We start from the raw sequence: 19,059 nt of genomic DNA, 5'->3' as shown, positions 1-19,059 counted from the left end.
GGATTGCGCATGTCTACCGTCACCAAGAAGTTTCGCTCCAACTGGTTCCGGGTCGCCACGGCCGGCGCGACCAGTGATGGCCGCAATATCGAGGCCAGCTGGATACAGGAAATGGCCAAGAGCTACAGCCCATCGGTCTACGGCGCCCGGATCTGGATGGAGCACATCCGCGGGACCGTTGCCGACAGCCCGTTCCGAGCCTACGGCGATGTAGTAGCGGTAAAAGCCGAAGAAGTTGATGTGGAAATCAACGGCACCACCGAGAAGCGCGTCGCCCTGTTCGCGCAGATCGAGCCGACTCCCGACCTGGTTGCGATGACCAAGGCCAAGCAAAAGATCTACACCAGTATCGAAGTGAACCCGAAGTTCGCCGACACCGGCAAAGCGTACCTGGTGGGCCTAGGGGTGACCGACAGCCCGGCCAGCCTGGGTACCGACGTGCTGTCCTTCGCTGCCCAAAACCCGGACTCCAACCCCTACAAGGGCCGCAAGCAGAGCCCTGAAAACCTCTTCGCCGCATCGGTGGAAGTAGAGCTCAACTTCGAAGAGGTAGAGGACAAACCCTCCGCCGGCGCAGCGCTGCTGACCAAGATTTCCGAGCTCTTCCGTAGCAACAAGGCGTCGACCGACGGCGACCTGGTGCAGATCGGCGAGGCCGTCACCGCAGTGGCCGAACAGGTCAAGGCGCAGGAAACCCAGTTCGCGGACGGCCAGAAGGCAGTCACCGAGCTGGCCAAGGCCGTTGGCAAGCTGACCGACGACTTCAGCTCCCTTCTGGAAACCCTCGGCAAAACCCCGGACACGACCCAGCCCAATCGCCCGGCGATGACTGGCGGCAACGGCCTGGACGTTACCGACTGCTGATCAACCAGTTACCGCAACGGAGAGAACCATGCGTAACGATACTCGTGAGAAATTCAACGCCTACCAGGCCCAAGTGGCCAAGCTCAGTAACGTAGGCAGTGCCAGCGTCACCTTCGCGGTGGCTCCTACTGTTCAGCAAAAGCTGGAAACCCGCATTCAGGAGTCCAGCGACTTCCTGACCAAGATCAACGTCATTGGCGTTGACGAGCTCAAAGGGCAAAAGGTCGGTCTGGGCGTGAGCGGCACCATCGCCAGTCGTACCGACACCAGCGGCGCCGGCGTACGTCAACCTCGTGATGTTTCCTCGCTGGATCAGCAGGAATACGAGTGCAAGAAGACCGACTTCGACACCGCAATCCCCTACTCGCTGCTTGATGCCTGGGCCAAGTTCCCGGACTTCCAGGCGCGGTTGCGCGACGCGATCATCAAGCGGCAAGCGCTGGACCGCCTGGCTATCGGCTTCAACGGCACGTCAGCCGCTGCCACCACCGATCGCGCCGCCAATCCCCTGCTGCAGGACGTGAACGTCGGCTGGCTGCAACAGTACCGCAACAACGCCTCGCAGCGCGTGCTCAGCGGGGGCAAGACGGCGGGCAAGGTAGTAATCGGCAGCGGCGCAGGGGCCGACTACAACAACCTGGACGCGCTGATTTTCGACGCGGTCAGCAGCCTGATCGACCCATGGTTCCGCAAGGATCCGGGGCTGGTCGTGATCCTCGGCCGTGACCTGGTGCACGACAAGTACTTCCCGCTGGTGAACAAGGACCAGCCTGCGTCGGAAAAGCTGGCCACCGACCTGATCCTGGCTCAGAAACGCATGGGCGGCCTGCAGCCTGTCGAGGTGCCCTACTGCCCGGACAACAGCATCCTCATCACGTCGCTGCAGAACTTGGCGATCTACTACCAGCTCGAAGGCCGCCGCCGCTTTCTCAAGGAAGCGCCAGAGAAAAACCGCGTCGAGAACTACGAGTCGAGCAACGATGCGTATGTGGTCGAGGACTACGGCTTCGGTTGCCTGATTGACAACGTGACCTTGGGCGAGGGCTGATTGCCATGGCCCTGAGTCCAGCGAAAGCCCACTACCAGCGTACGACGGCGGCCATTGCGGCCGCTGCTGTAGCCCCGACCCAGACCATGGAGGGCCTGAACGCCTACGAGCTGCAGTTGGCCCAGCTGCACCAGGACCGGCTACGGCTCAAACAGGTTCAGTCGACCAAGGGCAAGGCGGAGCTCAAGCGGCAATTGCTGCCCGCCTACGCCCCGTATATCGAAGGGGTCTTGGCCAGCGGCCAGGGTGCTCAAGATGAAGTGGTGACCACCATCATGCTCTGGCGCATTGACGCTGGCGATTACGGCGGCGCGCTGGACATCGCGGCGTATGCGCTCAAGCACAACCTGCGAATGCCCGACCGGTTCAACCGCACCAGTGGCTGTCTGGTCGCCGAGGAAATTGCCGAGGCCCAGCTCACCGCCATGAAGGCAGGGAATGAAGCGGATATGGCCCTGCTACAACGCACTGCCGAATTGACCGAAGACCAGGACATGCCGGACGAGGCGCGCGCCAAGTTGTACATGGCGATCGCCCGCGCAACGGTTTGGGGGCTCACCGAGGAAAACCCGGGCCAACCCGGACAGATCCAGGCGGGTATCGACCTGTTCGGCCGGGCCATCGAGCTGCACGACAAGTGCGGCGTGAAAAAGGACGTCGATGCTGCGAAGCGGCTTCTGACCAAACTCGCCCCGCCGGCCTCGGCCGCGTAGGGCAAAACGAGCGTACCCACGCGCCGGCGGCTCGGGGCGGATCGGCAGGCCTGTGCCTGATGTGCCGTGAAGCCCCGACCACCGCCGACCTTTTTGAGTGCCAAGCATGTTCGCCAACGACTTGTTTGCCCAGCAGCACCTGGGCTCCTTTGCCGTGACGGACCGGGAGATTGCCCTGCGGGCAATCGCTGAGGGTTATCACCAGGGGACTGAAGCCTATGACCGAACTGTTTGCACTGGCCCGCTCGGCGTCGACGGCGTTCTGCCCGCCACCGCCCACGAGCAGGGACTGATTACCAAAAACGCCCGGTATGAACTGGGTTTGCTGATAAGCCGGTACGCCGGCCAATACACCGGCGAAGAGATCCGCCGAGCGATCGCTCAACACGAGAACAGGTGACACCCATGAGCGGATTTATTGCCGGCGGCACAGCGACCGTACTGATCATCGACAACGACGGCTTCTGGCCCGACATCGAAGGTGAAGGGGCAAAAGCGGTCATGCGCATGGACAGCAGCGTGCCGGACGCCCGGCTTGAAAGCGCGTTGCTCAATGCAATGCAAAGCGTCAACCGGGAGCTGCGCGCCGTTAAGAAGGGCCATCTGGCGGCCGGCTATAACACTGTGGCCGACGTCCCGGCCGATCGCCTGGGCGGGACCAGCGAGCTGATCCTGAGTTATCGCCGGGCGGTTTACTGCACGGCAGGTGCCGAGCTGCAGGAGCGGTACCGGGGATACGACACGACCTCCAACGGCGATCAGAAAGCTGAAGCCCTGTGCCCGACGATTGATGACCTGAAGCGGGACGCGCGCCATGCCATCCGCGACCTGCTCGGTATCGGCCACTGCACGGTGGAGCTGATCTGATGCCAACGATCATCAATGCGCACCAGGGCGATACGGTCGATGCCATCTGCTGGCGTGCCTACGGCCGCACTGCAGGCGTGGTGGAGGCTGTACTCGAAGCCAACCCTGGGCTTGCCGAACTGGGCGCTGTTCTGCCGCACGGTACTGAAGTGGTGCTGCCCGACGAGGCGCCCCAGGCGCAGCAGAGCGAAAGCCAGATGGTGAACCTATGGACCTGACCAATTACACGCCTTTGCAGGGGACGAACCATGCCTGACAAACCGGAAACATGGGCCTGGTTCGCAACCTGGCTCGAACACAACTGGCCGGCGCTATACGCCGCAGGGCTCGCCTTTGGCATTGCTGCGATGCGCATTTTCTACGGCGGCGGGAACTGGCGCCGGGTAGTCCTCGAGGCGCCGCTTTGCGGTGCGATTGCCCTCGGGGCCTGCTCCGGGCTTGACCTTGTTGGGATTCCCACCACCACGGCGCCGTTCTTTGGCGGCGTGATCGGGCTGCTCGGCGTCGAAGGCGTCCGGGCAATGGCTGAGCGTTTTCTTGAGCGGAAGGTAGACCAAGTATGACCATGATTCTTCGACTCGGCGACCGTAGCCAGGACGTTCAGGTCCTGCAGCAACGCCTGATCAAAACCGGCGCAAAACTGGAGGCCACCGGCCTCTTCGATGCTGCCACCGAAGCTGCTGTACGGGCTCTTCAGCTCAAAGCAGGACTGGTGGCTGACGGCATTGCCGGCGAGAAAACCCTCGCTGCGATGATGGGCTATGACACGAGCCGTCGCCTGAAGCAGGCCACGCTGGTTGCAGGTGCAAAACGCCTGGGCGTTGAACTGGCTGCGGTGATGGCTTTCAACGAGGTGGAGAGCAAGGGCTCAGGCTTCCTGGACAGTGGCAAGCCCAAGATCCTCTTCGAACGGCACATCATGTACCGCCAGCTGTGTGAGGTGCGGAAAACCGGCGACGACACGGAGGCGCTGAAGGCTCGGGCGGAGCAGCTGGCGATTCAGCAGCCCAACCTGGTCAACCAGAAGGCAGGTGGCTACATCGGCGGATCCGGTGAGCACCAGCGCCTTGCCGCCGCACGGCAAATCGACGAAACCAGCGCACTGGAATCCGCAAGCTGGGGCGCCTTCCAGGTAATGGGCTACCACGCAGTACGCCTGGGCTATGCCGACGTACAAGAGTTCGTCGAACGCATGAGCCGCGATGAGAACGAGCAGTTTGAAGCCTTCGTGCGTTTCATCGCTGCCGAGCCCGCATTGTTGAAAGCGCTGCAGGCCAAGCGCTGGTCAGTGGTGGCCAAGCTCTACAACGGCGCTGACTACCTGCGCAACATGTACGACACCAAGCTCGAGCGCGCCTATGAGCGCTACGCCGAAGCCCATGTTGCGGAGGCGGCGTGATGGATATCGGGCAAATTCGCAAGCTGTCACCCAAGACCGGGGACGTGTTCGTGGTGCCGTCCAATACGCCAGTTGAAACCGTTGAAGCGTTCATCGAAGGGCTTTGCATGGCGACACCGGGAATCAAGGCGATGGTCTTTCGTGGCGAGCTCCAGCAGCTCGATGTCGCCGACATGAATGCAGCCGGCTGGTACCGGGCATGAGCACCCTTCGCCAAGCGCTGTACGGCGTGGCGCTGCTGACAGCGCTGGGCCTGTTGATCTGGGCACAGGAAGGCCGCGTAACCACCGCTGAAGCTCAGCTTGAAACGGCGCAGAACACCGCCCAGGAGGCCGGCGCGCGCGCCGGTCGCAGCGATGCTCGCGCTTCTGCGCTCAACCACGCGTTGAGCAGCGAGCGCACGGCCCAGGCCAAGCTACGCACTGAGCAATCGGCGCTTCGCATCGCCTTGGCCCAGCGTCAGTCCACCATTGAGGACCTCAAACGTGAAAACGAGCAATATCGCACCTGGGCTGCTGGCCTTCTCCCTGACGCTGCTCGCGGCTTGTACGAACGCCCCGCCATCACCGGAGCCGCAGGTTATCGAGACTGGTTGTCCGGCCGTGGTGCCGTGCGTCCTGCGCCCGGCGGCGCCACGCAGTAACGGCGCCCTGGGCGACTCCAGGGACCAAGCGGAAGCGGATTGGGCCGAGTGCGCTGGTCAGGTGGATGCGGTGTACGACTACCAGCAGAAACACGGAGCCCCGCAGCCATGATGAAGCCTGAATCCCTTCGCGCTCACCTGGTGGGGCGCGTGCCCGACCTCAAACACAATCCCGATCGACTCATGGTGTTTATCGACAACGGCACCATGCGGAGCACCGCAGCCCCAGGGCTTTCGTTCGAGTACACCTACACCCTGAACCTGATCTTCACGGACTTCGGGGGGCACCCGGATACCATCGCTATCGCGCTTTTCGATTGGCTCCGGGTTAATCAGCGTGAGCTAATGGAGAACCTCGATCGCGTCGAGGACTCCGTCCGTTTCGAGGCCGACATCTTGGACAACAGCAAGGTGGACCTGTCGATCCGGTTGCCGCTGACGGAGCGGGTTATCGTGAACGCGCTGGATGACGGCAGCCTGCAGGTGAATCATCCACCTGAGCCAAGTTTCGACGAGCCCGCCATTCCTTCGCCAGTAACCGTGATCCGGTCGTCCACCGGGGACGTGTTGGCCACCTGGACCGCGCCATGAGCGAGCTCGTTGCGGTCGAGGAGTGGGTCAGCGGTTTGCTCGCCAGGCTGCAGCCCACAGAACAGCGTAAAGTCCTCAACTTAGTCGCCCGAGACCTGCGACGCAGCCACCAGAAGCGCGTACAGGCGCAGCGCAACCCCGACGGCACGCCCTTCGCGCCGCGCAAGCCGAAAAAGGACTTCCGGGGCAAGCAAGGGCGGATCAAGGGCAAGATGTTCACCAAGCTTCGGCTGGCCCGCTATATGCGCGCCTCGGCTAGCTCTGAAGGCTTGGCGGTCGGCTTCTCGGGTCGAGTAGCCAGAATCGCCCGGGTTCACCAGTACGGCCTGAAGGATCGACCCGAAGCCGGTCAAGAGCCGATCAAGTATTCCGTTCGCGAGCTGCTCGGGCTGACTACCGAAGATTTGGACCTGGTACGCGATGCGCTGCTCAACCACCTAGCCCAGTAACCTGATTTTGTAGGCGCAACGCCTACAAAGCCCGGCAGGTGCGGCCCACGCGCGGGATGGCCAAGATCGGGCCATGGACAAACTCACCGAACTCTCACGCCTGGTAGAAAACCTGATCCGCGGCGGCACCATTGCCGAAGTGGACCCGGCGGGACCACGCTGCCGGGTGAAAAGCGGCAAGCTGCTCACCGACTGGATTCCGTACTTCCAGACCCGGGCAGGCGAGGACAAAGAGTGGGACCCGGTAAGTGTAGGCGAACAATGCCTGGTGTTTTCCCCTTCGGGGCTGACGTCCGCCGGCGTCGCGCTCTGCGGTCTGCCTTCCGACGCCTTTCCTGCTCCTGATAACAGCCTGACCCGCCGGCGCCGCCGGTACCGAGATGGGGCAGTCGTGGATTACGACATGGCCACGCATACGTTGTCGGCAACCTTGCCCGCCGGAGGCAAGGCCAATATCACCGCTCCAGGCGGCCTTCATGTGATTGGCGACGTCGTAGTGGAAGGCAAAGTGACCGTGAGCGTCGATGTCGTGGCCGGGCCGCAAAATATCAGCCTGGTCGGGCACAAGCACGGCGGCATACAGCCGGGCTCCGGCACTTCCGGGGCGCCGCAGCCATGATCGGACTCAACGCTGTAACCGGCCGCACGATCACCGGTACTGAGCACCTGGTGCAATCCATTGCAGACATCCTGCTCACCCCGCTCGGCTCGCGCATCGAACGGCGCGACTACGGCTCGATGCTGATCGACCTGATCGACTGGCCACATAACGTCGGTACCCGGGTACAGGCTTACGCCGCCGTCGCCACTGCGCTGATGCGCTGGGAACCGCGTCTGCAGCTCACTCGCGTGCAGCTCAGCCTGGACGACATGTCGGGCACGACCTACATCGACCTCGAGGGCCTTCGCCTCGACACCAACGAATCGCAGAACCTGCGCATACCCTTGAAACTGGGGGCCTCGGCATGAGCACCTTTACGCCCATCAATCTGGCCCAGCTGCCGGACCCCACCGTCGTCGAGCAGCTCGACTACGAGTCGATTCTCACCGAGCGCAAGGCCTACGCCATCAGCCTGTGGCCTGAAGACAAGCGCGAAGAGGTGGCAGCTACGTTGGCGCTCGAATCCGAGCCCTTGACCAAGCTGCTCCAGGAGAACGCCTACCGGGAGCTGATCCTTCGCCAACGCGTGAACGAAGCGGCGCTGGGGGTGATGCTCGCGTCGGCAAAGGGGAACGACCTCGAGCAGCTGGCCGCAAACGTCAACGTGGTGCGCCTGACCATCACCCCGGCCGATACCACCGCGGTACCGCCCGTGGCCGCCGTGATGGAAGACGACGAAAGCCTGCGTGAACGCGCCCAGATGGCATGGGAGGGTCTTTCCACGGCAGGCCCACGCAACAGCTACATCCTGCACGCCCGCAGTGCTGATGGTCGGGTGGCCGATGCCACCGCCGAAAGCCCGTCTCCCGCTGTTGTGGTCGTGACCGTACAGGGCGCCACAGGCGATGGCTCGGTACCTCAGGCCGTGCTGGATATTGTGGCCGCCTACCTCAGCGCGGACGAACGCCGTCCCTTGGGCGATCGACTGACCGTCAACAGCGCACAGGTAATCCCGTACAGCGTTGATGCCACGCTCTACATGGCTTCCAACGGCGCCGAAAATGAGCCCGTCCGCGCCGCAGCGGAGACGAGCCTGCTCGCCTACGTGAACAAGCGCCGTCGCCTTGGCGTGGAGGTGCCCGCGTCCGCGATCTATGCGGCGCTGCAGGTTGAAGGGGTCAGCAAGGTCATCCTGGCGGGCTGGAGCGACATCAGCCCAACCAGTGCCCAGGCCGCTTATTGCACCGGCGTCAGCGTCAAAATAGGGACGGCATCGTGACTACCCTGCTCCCGCCCAACGCCACCCAACTTGAGCGCCTGGCGGCCGAAGCGCTAGCCCAGATCGAGCGGGTACCGGTGCCGCTACGTGATCTGATGAACCCGGATCGCTGCCCTGTGGAGCTTCTGCCCTATCTGGCCTGGGCGTTTTCGGTCGATCGCTGGGACAGCGCCTGGTCCGAGTACACCAAGCGGCAGGTTATCAAGAGCTCCTACTTCGTCCACGCCCATAAGGGAACCATCGGCGCACTGCGGCGCGTGGTCGAGCCGCTCGGCTACCTGATCGAGGTGCTGGAGTGGTGGCAGACCGTACCAGCGGGTGTGCCCGGCACGTTCTCGCTCAAGGTGGGTGTCTTGGACTCCGGCATCACCGAGGAAATGTACGAGCAGCTCACCTGGCTGATCGACGATGCCAAGCCTGTTTCCCGTCAGATCACCGGCCTCGCGATCAGCCTCGGGAGCACCGGCTACTGCACTGTCGCCGTTGCCTGCACCGATGGCGACGAGATCGACGTTTATCCGCCCGAACCCCGCGACATCGAAGTCTCCGGCCAGATCGGCCGCGGGGGCCGGGAGCACATTATCGACACCCTGGACGTGTACCCATGATCGACTCGAGCTCTCAATTCTTCGCCATCCTGACCAACGTCGGGGCGGCGAAACAGGCCAACGCGGATGCCCTGGGCATTGCATGGAAGATCACCCAGATGGGCGTCGGCGATGCCAACGGCACCGACCCTATCCCATCGGCCACCCAGAAGACGCTGATCAATGAAAAACGCCGTGCCCCGCTCAATCAGCTGAAGGTAGATCCGAGCAACAGCGCGATCATCATCGCCGAGCAGATCATCCCCGCTGAAGTCGGCGGATTCTGGATACGGGAAATCGGTCTCTATGACGAAGCCGGCGATCTGGTAGCCGTGGCCAACTGTGCGCCCTCGTTCAAACCATTGCTCAACCAGGGCTCAGGGCGTACGCAGGTTGTACGAATGAACCTGGTGGTCAGCAACAGTGCGAATGTGGAGCTGAAGGTCGATGGCACCGTGGTACTTGCCACGCGGTCCTGGGTCGCTGACACCATCGCTGCAGAGCTGGCGAAACTCGACTCGAAACAATCCGTACGGGCGGCGACCACAGGGCCTATCACCCTGTCGGGACTCCAGACGGCTGACGATGTTGCACTGGTTGCAGGCGATCGGGTACTGGCAAAAGACCAAAGCAACCCCGCCTTGAATGGTGTTTGGGTTGTCGCAAGCGGTGCCTGGCTTCGCGCTACCGACGCCGATAACAGTGCTGAGGTAACCCCTGGCATGCTGGTGGTGGTCGAGGAAGGCACTGTGAACGCTAACACCATCTGGGAGTTGGTGACCGACGGCCCAATCAACCTAGGCACCACTGGGCTTGTTTTCGTTGCGGACTACACGGCGGCTCAGCTAGACGCCTTGCTCGCGCAAAAAGCATCGCTGGATTCGCCGGTTTTCACCAACAAGCCTACAACGCAGCTGCCGCCTCAATTCGATAATACGAAGCGCATCGCTTCGACGGAGTGGGTCAAGCGCCAGGGCAAGCAGTTCGCCGGCAGCACAAGCATCAACGGTGCGGGAACTGTACTTGCGACTTCGGCAGGGACGGTTATTCCGCTTTTCGGCTCGGCTGCGGCAACTATTGCCTTGCCTGCTTCTTCGGCGCTTCCAATCGGCGCCACCCTGACATTTAGCTGCTACAACACCGTAGCCTCAAATATCACGGCGAACGGCACTGATGTAATTTACGGGCTGGCGGCAGGCCAGTCGGTCAGTGTCGCTGTGGCCAAAATGCTTTATGGCGATGTCCTTGAACTGACACTACTAAGCAATACGGCGGGCGCTGGGGCATGGTATGTGACAGGCGGGAACATGACTGCCAGCGCAGTAGTTCCGCGCTTCGACGTCGGTCAGCGACCAGCCTCTACCAAGACACTGCGCGATCGAGGACATGAATACAATGCATACAACGGCACCGCAGCCTCGATCACACTAACGCCCGCTCACTGTGGCGGCATAATTTCGATGTCCGCTGCGGCTGCAGCAACGGTCACCCTGCCTGCCACGGCGGCCACGCTGGAAGGTGCAACAATAACAATCGTCAACACATCTCCTTATGCAGCCGCCGTTGTGACACAAGGGTCTGATGTTCTGGCCTCGCAAGTAGGCGCAGCTATCACCGTTTCGCTTGCCGCCGGGGATACGGCAGAATTTGCAAGGGTGGGAAGTGATTGGCGGCTGATTGGCGGCTCGTATTCTTTAAAGTACGCGCCAGAATTCTCGTTCTCGCTGACCGCGCCTTACATGAAGAGCCCGGGCGGGATAATTATCCAGCAAGTTTCGGTGGCGATGCCCTCAACCCAGGGTGGATACACAAACTTTGCGTGGCCGATCGCATTTCCAAACAACTTTTTTGGTTGTGCTCTCGCTACGAACCACACCGCCTCGACCTATGGCTACAACACCTTAGCCGTAGTTAACAGGACGTTGAGTGGGGCGCAGCTGCTGAATGCCGGCCTATCTGGAACTATAGGCTCAAGCGCACCGACAACTATTCTCGCATGGGGTAACTAACATGCTTTTTTCTAAAAGCACGATGGGATTTTATGACGTAAATATTCATGAGCAGATTCCTGCCGACGCATTGGAAGTATCGGATGCACTTTATGCGGCGCTGTTTGAAGGACAAGCAGCAGGGAAAGTGATCGGGGCGGACGATGAGGGGAGTCCTGTTCTGCAAGACCCGCCGCCACTACCTACCGAGGTGCTGGTGGCCGCCGAGCGCTCCTGGCGTGATCAGCGCTTGTCCGAAACCGACGGGATCGTTGCCCGCCATCGTGACGAAGTTGAAGCCGGCGGAGAAACCACCCTGACGGCTGCGCAGTATAAGGAATTGCAGGCCTATCGCCAGAAGCTGCGCGCTTGGCCCGAAACTTCGGCTTTCCCAGAAACCGCCGAACGTCCTGACGCGCCTGACTGGCTCAGCGCTGCAGTCGCTGAATGACGCATCAACCAACCCGCCTTGAGGCGCTTTCGTTTTAAAGGAGCCCACGCATTGACGACTTTTACCGCTTCACCGGCCGTTGGCTGGCGCGCCCTGCTGCTGCCCGCGCACCTGGTGCTCTTCATCCCGCAATTCGTTGTGCTGTTGCCCCTCCGGATCGGATTCATCTTGGCAGGCTTTGTGGCCGTGCCACTGGCCCTGCCCTTCCGGCAGTACCACGCCGACACGGCTGTACCCTTCTCCCAATACCCGGGGACCTGGCAGCTGGTCACTCTGCCCCGCTGGGCGTGGCCTTGGAGTAATGATCGTGACGGCGCCATGGGGGACAAACGCGGCTGGTGGCACGCAAACGCTCCGTTTGGGCTGGGCGCTGATCACTGGCTTTCGATGCTGATCTGGTTGGCTTACCGCAATCCGGCAAACAACCTTCGATTCACCAAGCTGTTCGGCTGCCCTGTGCTCACTACAACCTGCACCTGGTGGGGTAGCGAAGTGGTGGAAGACGATCCAGGTAAGGGTGGCGTGCGCTTTTTGGTAGCGACGTCGGGCTTGTTCCCTTTCTACGGCCTGTACTGGGTTCGCCAGTGGAACGCCACACGCGCCTTGGTGGTCCAGCTGGGCTTCAAGGGCGAGCCCTCGGACTGGGCCGAAGACTACGCAGGCGACGAGCAACGCCAATGGAAGGGGTTCACGTGCGAGCTGAACCCGTTCAAGAACATCGGCTGATCGGACACTCTGGGGAGAGTTTGCCTCGCTTCGGCGGGGCTTTTTTTTGGTAGCCTATTAGCCCTCACTGCCGAGGAAGACACATGAAGAAACGAACAATCACTGGAGATTTTACGCTTCAGTCTGGAGAAACCTTTCCCGGCAAGCTTAAGATTCAGGGACACAAAAGCGTTCTCACAGTCTATTGCGGCAGTATTAGGCCTAATAACATTGGCAACCAGACGATACACGGGACGTCTCACACGGGCGAGAAGATAACCCTTATAGACTGTATCTCCCATGGTCCTACAATTAGGTTCGCGCAACTGCAAAGCGTCACCTTGGAATTTTATTCCTCCTATATCCTATTAGGCCAAGGCCAAATATTTCCTGATTCAACCCGGATAACCAGAGCACGATTTAGAACCCGGGACATGGCCAGCGTATTTTATGACCTGCGAGATTTCCATTACAATAGAATCACTAAAGACACTGCCGAAGCATTGATCGAGGAAAATGCGATTAGGAATGTAAACATCGGCGATCATCCCCAGATTTGCTATTTCAGCGGGAAATACGTGATCTTTGAAATTGATACGATAATTGGAAGGATTTGGGCTGAAAACTCCCCCTCGACAACCCTTGGCGGTTTCAAAGGTCTCCAGATTCGCAACAAGGTATACATAAATATAGAATTCGAAACCGGGCTATTACTTAATGACGCCCTAATGGCTATCCAAGACTTAGCCTGCCTAATGTCCGTTATCGCGGGACGAACTCAGAAGACCAGATCGGTAAAACTTTACCTAAACGAAACCGAAGAACTTTCGCTTGTAACTACGATTGAGCAAGTACAAGAGGAGGATGGAGGCTATATCCACCGTGGAGACCTTCCACTAGACGCTATTAGGCGACCTGATGAATTTTTTCGTGTCATACAGCAATGGCTGATTAGACACAAGGAATGGCATATCCCCAGATATCGGTGGGCTGCGTGCCAAGTTAAGGCCTCGCTTTATGACATAGATCGGATTGTAGCAGCAGCGAATATGCTTGATATATTGCCGGAGGGAGCTACGCCCAAGCTCAATACGCTAACGCCGGAGCTAATGGCAGCAAAAGAAAATTGTAGGGGCATATTTTACAAACTACCGGACAGCCCTGAACGCAGTTCTGTTCTCGGTGCCCTAGGCCGCTTAAGTAAGCCTTCACTCCCTCAGAAATGTAAACATCGAGTATCCATAATTCAGGATGCCATGCCGACCCCGTTGCCAGATTTGGCATTTGTAGCTTCTATTGCGGTCAAGGTGCGAAACTACTTTGTACATGGCAGTAGCTTTCCAAATGTCGACCGTACTTTGGATTTTATGCCGTTTCTTACTGATACCTTGGAGTTTGTGTTCCTTGCTTCAGATCTCATTGAGTGCGGCTGGCAGATGTGGGACTGGGAGACCAACGACCTCGGTTACGGCCACAGCATGAGCCGCTACATGCGGGGATATCCGGATAATCTGCGAGAACTTAGGCATGTCCATCCAGATGTAAAGTTGTAAACGGCCGCTGTACAAAGTTCCAGCGTCGCGCGCGCATGGCCAGTGGGGCAATCTCCGCCCTATCGCCACCTACGCGCAGGAACACCCAATGGCTACCGATTACCACCACGGCGTGCGAGTCCTCGAGATCAACGAAGGCTCCCGCCCCATCCGAACCGTTTCCACGGCCGTTATCGGCATGGTTTGTACCGGCGATGACGCTGACGCCGCAGCCTTTCCGCTCAACCGCCCGGTATTGCTCACCGATGTGCTGACTGCAAGCGGCAAAGCTGGCGAGAAAGGTACCTTGGCCAAGAGCCTGGACGCGATCGCCGACAACGCCAGCCCCGTAACGGTAGTGGTGCGTGTCGCAGAAGGCGCCGACGCCGCCGCTACCGCCAGCAATGTCATCGGTGGCGTTACTGCCTCTGGCCAGTACACCGGTATGAAAGCCCTGCTGGCCGCCGAGTCCCAGTTGGGCGTCAAACCGCGCATTCTCGGCGCACCGGGCCTGGACACGCTCGCTGTGACCAATGAATTCACCAGCATTGCGCAGAAGCTGCGCGGTTTCGTCTACGCCAACGCCTTCGGCTGCGAAACCGTTTCGGATGCCATCGCCTACCGCGAAGGTTTCGGGGCGCGTGAGTTGATGCTCATCTGGCCGGATTTCGTGAGCTGGGACACGGCCACGAGCGCTGATGTAAATGCGGCTGCGGTAGCCCGCGCGCTGGGCCTGCGGGCCAAGATCGACGAGCAGACCGGTTGGCACAAGACGCTTTCGAACGTCGCGGTGAATGGCGTCACCGGCATCAGCAAGGATATCCACTGGGATCTGCAGGATCCGGCGACCGACGCCGGCCTGCTCAACGCTGCGGACGTTACTACCCTGATCCGGCGCGACGGCTACCGCTTCTGGGGTTCGCGTACCTGCAGCTCCGATCCGCTGTTTGCCTTCGAGAACTACACCCGCACGGCTCAGGTGCTGGCTGACACGATGGCAGAGGCCCAATTCTGGGCGGTAGACGGGCCGATGAACCCAAGCCTGGTTCGCGATATTCTGGAGGGTATCAACGCGAAATTCCGCGAGCTGGTGCGCCAGGGCTACCTGATTGGCGGTTCGGCCTGGTACGACGAATCGGCCAACGACAAGGACACCCTCAAGGCCGGCAAGCTCTTCCTGGACTACGACTACACGCCTGTGCCGCCGCTTGAAAACCTCCTGCTGCGCCAGCGCATCACCGACCAGTACCTGGTCGACTTCGCCAGCCGCATCACCGCCTGACACCCATTCAACCGCGCGGCTCCAGCCGCGCCGTAGGAGCGCGCCCCAATGGCACTGCCGAAAAAGCTCAAACACATGAACCTGTTCAACGACGGTAATAACTACGTCGGCCAATGCGGCAGCGTCACCCTGCCCAAACTCGGGCGCAAGCTCGAGGCATGGCGCGGCGGTGGTATGGATGGCTCCGTTAAAGCCGACCTTGGCCACAGTGACGACGGTATCCAGATGGAATGGACACTGGGCGGGCTGGACGTGACCGTCCTGCGCCAGTTCGGTGCCGTGAAGGCAGACGGCGTGCTGCTGCGCTGGGCCGGTTCCTACCAGCGTGACGACACCGGCGATACGTCGGCAGTCGAGGTGGTTGTCCGGGGTCGCCACGAAGAGATGGATATGGGCGAGGCCAAGCCCGGCGAAGGCACCGAGAACAAGATCACCACCGCCTGCAGCTATTACAAGCTGACCGTGGACGGCAACGTCGAGATAGAAATCGACCTGCTCAACTTCGTGTTCAACGTTAACGGCACCGACATGCTGGCGGCGCACCGCAAGAACATCGGCCTGTAATTGCCTGACCAGGGCGCCGTCGCGCCCTCATCTTCCCCTGGAGAAATACCTATGAGCACCACCAAGACCGTCACCCTGGACACCCCCATCGTTCGCGGTGACAGCACCATCAATTCCATTGACGTGCGTAAGCCCCAGGCTGGCGAGCTGCGCGGCGTGAACCTGACCGACGTGCTGCAGCTGGATGTGAATGCCCTGATCAAGGTTCTGCCGCGCGTTACCACGCCGACCCTGACTGACCAAGAGCTGCGCCGCATGGACCCAGCCGACTTCATGCAGCTGGGCAACGAGATGTCCGGTTTTTTGTTGCCGAAATCGGTCCTGGAGGAAGTATCCCCCTCCGCGTAGAGGATGCCATGGCAGATATCGCCGTGATTTTCCATTGGCCGCCGGCGGCCATGGACCCCCTGTCGCTGACAGAACTGATGGAATGGCGCGAACGCGCCCGGGAACGAAGCGAGGTCAATGAGCGATGAGTACCAACCGCCTGGAGCTTGTAGTACGGATGCAGGCCCAGGTGGCCAAGATGCTCAAGCCGTTGAAGCAGGTGGCGTCCGGTTCCACCGATACCGCCAGGGCGCTGAAAGCAGCTCGCGATGAGCTGAAGGCGCTGCAACGCACCCAGGCCGACGTCAATAGCTTCGCAGCCCTCAAGCAGGGCTCCCTCCAAACCGCGCAGGCTCTGGCTACCGCCCAGCAAAAAGCGAGTTCCTACGCGCGTTCCATCGCCAGAGCGGGCGCCCCTACCCGTGAAATGGTGGAGGGTTTCAACAAGGCTGTGGCTGGTTCACGGGCTTTGAAAGAGCGATTGGACGGCCAGCGAACCTCATTGCAGCAGCTACGCAACAAGCTGCAGGCCGCCGGGATCAGCACACGCGACCTGGACGCGCAAAACCGGCGCCTTCGCGAAGGCATAGCCTCCGCAAACGGGGCTATTGATAAGCAGACCGCCAAGCTCGAGGCGAACAGTCGGAAGAAAAGACAAATCGCCGGCATCAAGGCCCGTAAGGACAAGCTTATGGGCGTCGCCGGGCCTACCGCGGCAATGGGAGCAACCGGGGCGGCTTACGCCTACGGCATCTTCAATGCCGCCAAAGCCCCATTGGACGAAGGCAAGCATTACGAAACCGAGATGAACCGCACCGCGGCGCTGGGCTTGGGCGAAAAGTCGACGCAAGAGGCCATTAAATTCGCCAAGGACATGAAAACCTTTGGTACGAGCCAGCTCACCAACCTGGAGCTGATGCGGGATGGCCTGACAATTTTCGCGGATGCTCACCACGCCGAGATGGTCGCGCCCACCCTCTCCAAGATGAAGTTTGCCAACGAAGCGCTGTTTGGCTCCGAGGCCGGCGAAGAGAACACCAAGAAGTTCATGGATATGCTCAAGGTCGTTGAGCTGCGCGGCGGCCTCAAGGATGAAAAGGCGTTCCACGACCAGGCCGACATGATCCAGCGGATCATCACGGCGACCGGCGGCAGGGTCCAGGGCAGCGAATGGCTCAACGTCATCAAGACCGGTGGCGTGGCGGCCAAGGGCATGGGCAACGAGGCGTTCTACTACAACCTGGAGCCGCTCGTGCAGGAAATGGGTGGCCATAGGGTGGGTACCGCCATGATGAGCGCCTACTCCAACCTGTATCAGGGTCGCACCACCAAGCGTGCTGCAGGCAACCTGGCCAACCTTGGCTTGGTAGACGAAAGCCGAGTGAAGCACGACAAGGTGGGGCAGGTAAGCTTCCTGGACGTCGGAGCCCTGAAGGGGTCTGAGATCTTCCGCCGTGACCAGTTTGAGTGGATGGAAAAAGTCCTTCTGCCCCAGCTAGCAAAGAAAGGCATCACCTCTGACGACAAGATCATCGACGCAATCGGCTCCATTTTCTCCAACCGGACCGGCTCCAACCTGTTTGCGCAGATGTACCTGCAGCGCGCTCAGATCCATAAAAACGCCGCCCTCAACGCCGGCGCCGACGGGATCGACAGCCTCAACAGCAAGGCAATGGGCACGGCGTCAGGCAAGGAACTGGAAATGCAGGCCAAGCTTCACGACGCCTACCTAGAGATGAGCGTTGTACTCATGCCGCTGTACAGCGCTGCGCTGGTGAAGATCACCGAGGTGATCAAGGGCGTCGTGCAGTGGGTACAGAACAACCGGCAGACAGCAGAATGGATCGCCAAGATTGTCATCGCCGTGGGCCTTCTGGCAGGCGTGTTCGGTGGCCTCGCCCTCGTGATGGCGAGCTTGATCGGCCCCTTTGCCGTGCTGCAGTACGGCTTGGCCCTGTTCGGCGTCGCCATCGGGCCGGTCGGACTGGCAATTGCTGCGCTGGTGGCTGGTCTGGTCGCCGGCGTTGTGCTGATCATCATGAACTGGGACAAGGTGAAGGGCTTCTTCCTGGGCCTGTGGGCAGAAATCACACAGGGCTTTAGCGGAGGGATCGCGGGGATCATGGCCACGATCGCCAATTTCAGCCCGCTGGGGCTGTTCTACCGAGCCTTTGCCGGCGTAATGAGCTGGTTTGGCGTCGATCTGCCGACGCGCTTCAGCGAGTTCGGGGGAATGATCCTGGATGGGCTGATCACCGGCATTACTTCCCGCCTAGGCAAGGTCAAGGATGCGATCGTCGACGTCGGTGATGCCACCATTGCCTGGTTCAAGGAAAAGCTCGATATCCACAGCCCCTCCCGGGTATTCGCCCAGCTTGGCGGCTACACCATGGCGGGGCTCGCCGTGGGCCTCTCTGCCGCCTCCAGCCAGCCTCTTGCCGCAATGCAGGCGATGAGCAACGGCCTGATCCAGGTAGGCACAAACGGGATTACGGCCGGTGCCCAGGGGATCAGTGTCGACAGTCGCCCACCAGTAAGCGCGATTTCCATGGCGGCCTACGCCCCTGCCGGCGGCAACACCTACGAAATCAACATTCACCCCCCTGCAGGGCTGGACGAGCGCGCGATCGCTCGCCTGGTCAGCGCCGAGATTGACCGCCGTGACCGCGCGAGAAGCGTCCGCGGGCGCAGTGGCCTTTACGACAACGACCACGGGTAACCCACCATGATGATGTCCCTAGGCATGTTCCTGTTTTCACTTGAGACCCTTGTGTATCAGGAATTTCAGCGGCAAACCGAGTGGCGCCACGCTTCGACGTCGCGAATCGGAACCAACCCGGCCCGGCAATTCGCGGGACGGGGCGACGACACCATCACCCTCCCTGGCGTGCTTATCCCGGGTTTGGCCGGGACGGCGCTCAGCCTGGATACGCTGCGCTACATGGCTGATACCGGGAAAGCCTGGCCATTGGTAGAGGGCACCGGCCGGATCTATGGCGCTTGGGTGATCGAGAGTCTCCATGAGACGCGAAGCGTGTTCTTCAGCGATGGTACTGCGCGGCGCATCGAGTTCACGCTAACGCTGCAGCGCATCGACGATGGCAAGGTCGATCTGCTGGGAACCCTGACCAGCACCGCTGGCAACGTCCTGCGCAGGGTATTGATGTGA

At 60.6% G+C, this 19,059-nt stretch carries 26 protein-coding genes and 1 pseudogene; all 27 read left to right on the top strand.

From position 1 onward, the window contains the following. The first annotated feature begins 9 nt into the window (after positions 1-9). The 27 genes and pseudogenes from LG385_RS22105 (at position 10) to LG385_RS21975 (ending at position 19,059) form a co-directional block, all read left to right on the top strand. Positions 10-864: a GPO family capsid scaffolding protein gene (locus tag LG385_RS22105; protein WP_225775921.1), complete on the top strand. Its 855-nt coding sequence runs from the start codon at positions 10-12 to the stop codon at positions 862-864. A gap of 28 nt (positions 865-892) precedes the next feature. Then, entirely contained in the window at positions 893-1,912 is a 1,020-nt protein-coding gene (locus LG385_RS22100) for a phage major capsid protein, P2 family (protein ID WP_225775920.1), read from the top strand. 5 nt (positions 1,913-1,917) lie between these two features. After that, positions 1,918-2,625, top strand: coding sequence for a terminase endonuclease subunit (locus LG385_RS22095; protein ID WP_225775919.1), 708 nt, complete (start codon positions 1,918-1,920; stop codon positions 2,623-2,625). Between the two features lie 106 nt (positions 2,626-2,731). Further along, positions 2,732-3,025 (top strand): hypothetical protein, encoded by a 294-nt coding sequence (locus LG385_RS22090; RefSeq protein ID WP_225775918.1) that lies wholly within the window; start codon positions 2,732-2,734, stop codon positions 3,023-3,025. A 5-nt stretch (positions 3,026-3,030) separates the two neighbouring features. Further along, positions 3,031-3,492, top strand: a complete 462-nt coding sequence (locus tag LG385_RS22085) for a head completion/stabilization protein (RefSeq protein WP_225775917.1) — start codon at positions 3,031-3,033, stop codon at positions 3,490-3,492. Next, complete coding sequence (locus LG385_RS22080) at positions 3,492-3,710, top strand: tail protein X (RefSeq protein WP_225775916.1); 219 nt, start codon at positions 3,492-3,494, stop codon at positions 3,708-3,710. The genes LG385_RS22085 and LG385_RS22080 overlap by 1 nt, the downstream gene beginning before the upstream one ends. Positions 3,711-3,740: 30 nt before the next feature. Then, positions 3,741-4,055, top strand: coding sequence for a phage holin, lambda family (locus LG385_RS22075; protein WP_225775915.1), 315 nt, complete (start codon positions 3,741-3,743; stop codon positions 4,053-4,055). Then, positions 4,052-4,891, top strand: a complete 840-nt coding sequence (locus LG385_RS22070) for an N-acetylmuramidase domain-containing protein (RefSeq protein ID WP_225775914.1) — start codon at positions 4,052-4,054, stop codon at positions 4,889-4,891. Before LG385_RS22075 ends, LG385_RS22070 begins: the two co-directional genes overlap by 4 nt. Then, positions 4,891-5,094, top strand: a complete 204-nt coding sequence (locus tag LG385_RS22065) for a hypothetical protein (protein ID WP_225775913.1) — start codon at positions 4,891-4,893, stop codon at positions 5,092-5,094. Before LG385_RS22070 ends, LG385_RS22065 begins: the two co-directional genes overlap by 1 nt. Then, positions 5,091-5,534 carry an Rz-like lysis system protein LysB gene (lysB, locus tag LG385_RS22060; RefSeq protein ID WP_225775912.1) on the top strand — a complete coding sequence of 148 codons (444 nt, stop codon included), beginning with the start codon at positions 5,091-5,093 and terminating at the stop codon, positions 5,532-5,534. The genes LG385_RS22065 and lysB overlap by 4 nt, the downstream gene beginning before the upstream one ends. Next, positions 5,449-5,646: pseudogene (gene lysC / locus LG385_RS22055) on the top strand (Rz1-like lysis system protein LysC); the annotation flags it as partial. The gene lysB and the pseudogene lysC, both read left to right, overlap by 86 nt. Continuing rightward, the gene (locus LG385_RS22050; RefSeq protein WP_225775911.1) at positions 5,643-6,125 is read left to right on the top strand and encodes a phage tail protein; all 483 of its coding nucleotides are present in this window, start codon (positions 5,643-5,645) and stop codon (positions 6,123-6,125) included. The pseudogene lysC and the gene LG385_RS22050, both read left to right, overlap by 4 nt. After that, positions 6,122-6,574 (top strand): phage virion morphogenesis protein, encoded by a 453-nt coding sequence (locus tag LG385_RS22045; RefSeq protein ID WP_225775910.1) that lies wholly within the window; start codon positions 6,122-6,124, stop codon positions 6,572-6,574. Before LG385_RS22050 ends, LG385_RS22045 begins: the two co-directional genes overlap by 4 nt. Positions 6,575-6,647: 73 nt before the next feature. Next, positions 6,648-7,193 (top strand): phage baseplate assembly protein V, encoded by a 546-nt coding sequence (locus LG385_RS22040; RefSeq protein WP_225775909.1) that lies wholly within the window; start codon positions 6,648-6,650, stop codon positions 7,191-7,193. Further along, entirely contained in the window at positions 7,190-7,543 is a 354-nt protein-coding gene (locus LG385_RS22035) for a GPW/gp25 family protein (protein ID WP_225775908.1), read from the top strand. Before LG385_RS22040 ends, LG385_RS22035 begins: the two co-directional genes overlap by 4 nt. Next, entirely contained in the window at positions 7,540-8,454 is a 915-nt protein-coding gene (locus tag LG385_RS22030; RefSeq protein WP_225775907.1) for a baseplate J/gp47 family protein, read from the top strand. Before LG385_RS22035 ends, LG385_RS22030 begins: the two co-directional genes overlap by 4 nt. After that, on the top strand, positions 8,451-9,062 hold the full coding sequence (locus tag LG385_RS22025; RefSeq protein ID WP_225775906.1) for a phage tail protein I: 612 nt from the start codon (positions 8,451-8,453) through the stop codon (positions 9,060-9,062). The genes LG385_RS22030 and LG385_RS22025 overlap by 4 nt, the downstream gene beginning before the upstream one ends. Then, positions 9,059-11,050, top strand: coding sequence for a phage tail protein (locus LG385_RS22020; protein ID WP_225775905.1), 1,992 nt, complete (start codon positions 9,059-9,061; stop codon positions 11,048-11,050). The genes LG385_RS22025 and LG385_RS22020 overlap by 4 nt, the downstream gene beginning before the upstream one ends. Position 11,051: 1 nt before the next feature. Next, the gene (locus LG385_RS22015) at positions 11,052-11,480 is read left to right on the top strand and encodes a phage tail assembly chaperone (protein WP_225775904.1); all 429 of its coding nucleotides are present in this window, start codon (positions 11,052-11,054) and stop codon (positions 11,478-11,480) included. A 51-nt stretch (positions 11,481-11,531) separates the two neighbouring features. Then, positions 11,532-12,206 carry a hypothetical protein gene (locus tag LG385_RS22010; RefSeq protein WP_225775903.1) on the top strand — a complete coding sequence of 225 codons (675 nt, stop codon included), beginning with the start codon at positions 11,532-11,534 and terminating at the stop codon, positions 12,204-12,206. An 83-nt stretch (positions 12,207-12,289) separates the two neighbouring features. After that, positions 12,290-13,738 (top strand): HEPN domain-containing protein, encoded by a 1,449-nt coding sequence (locus LG385_RS22005; RefSeq protein WP_225775902.1) that lies wholly within the window; start codon positions 12,290-12,292, stop codon positions 13,736-13,738. Between the two features lie 88 nt (positions 13,739-13,826). After that, entirely contained in the window at positions 13,827-14,999 is a 1,173-nt protein-coding gene (locus tag LG385_RS22000; RefSeq protein WP_225775901.1) for a phage tail sheath protein, read from the top strand. Positions 15,000-15,047: 48 nt separating this feature from the next. Then, complete coding sequence (locus LG385_RS21995; protein ID WP_225775900.1) at positions 15,048-15,563, top strand: phage major tail tube protein; 516 nt, start codon at positions 15,048-15,050, stop codon at positions 15,561-15,563. 51 nt (positions 15,564-15,614) lie between these two features. Beyond that, positions 15,615-15,911, top strand: coding sequence for a phage tail assembly protein (locus LG385_RS21990; protein ID WP_225775899.1), 297 nt, complete (start codon positions 15,615-15,617; stop codon positions 15,909-15,911). An 8-nt stretch (positions 15,912-15,919) separates the two neighbouring features. Next, entirely contained in the window at positions 15,920-16,039 is a 120-nt protein-coding gene (locus LG385_RS21985) for a GpE family phage tail protein (RefSeq protein ID WP_225775898.1), read from the top strand. A gap of 50 nt (positions 16,040-16,089) precedes the next feature. Next, positions 16,090-18,609: a phage tail tape measure protein gene (locus tag LG385_RS21980; RefSeq protein WP_225775897.1), complete on the top strand. Its 2,520-nt coding sequence runs from the start codon at positions 16,090-16,092 to the stop codon at positions 18,607-18,609. A gap of 6 nt (positions 18,610-18,615) precedes the next feature. After that, entirely contained in the window at positions 18,616-19,059 is a 444-nt protein-coding gene (locus LG385_RS21975) for a phage tail protein (RefSeq protein ID WP_225775896.1), read from the top strand.

The organism is Pseudomonas sp. Marseille-Q5115 (genome assembly GCF_916618905.1).
GTDB lineage: Bacteria > Pseudomonadota > Gammaproteobacteria > Pseudomonadales > Pseudomonadaceae > Aquipseudomonas > Aquipseudomonas japonica_A.
Note: the sequence above shows the minus strand (reverse complement) of the source record. Positions and strands in the feature narration are given on the sequence as shown.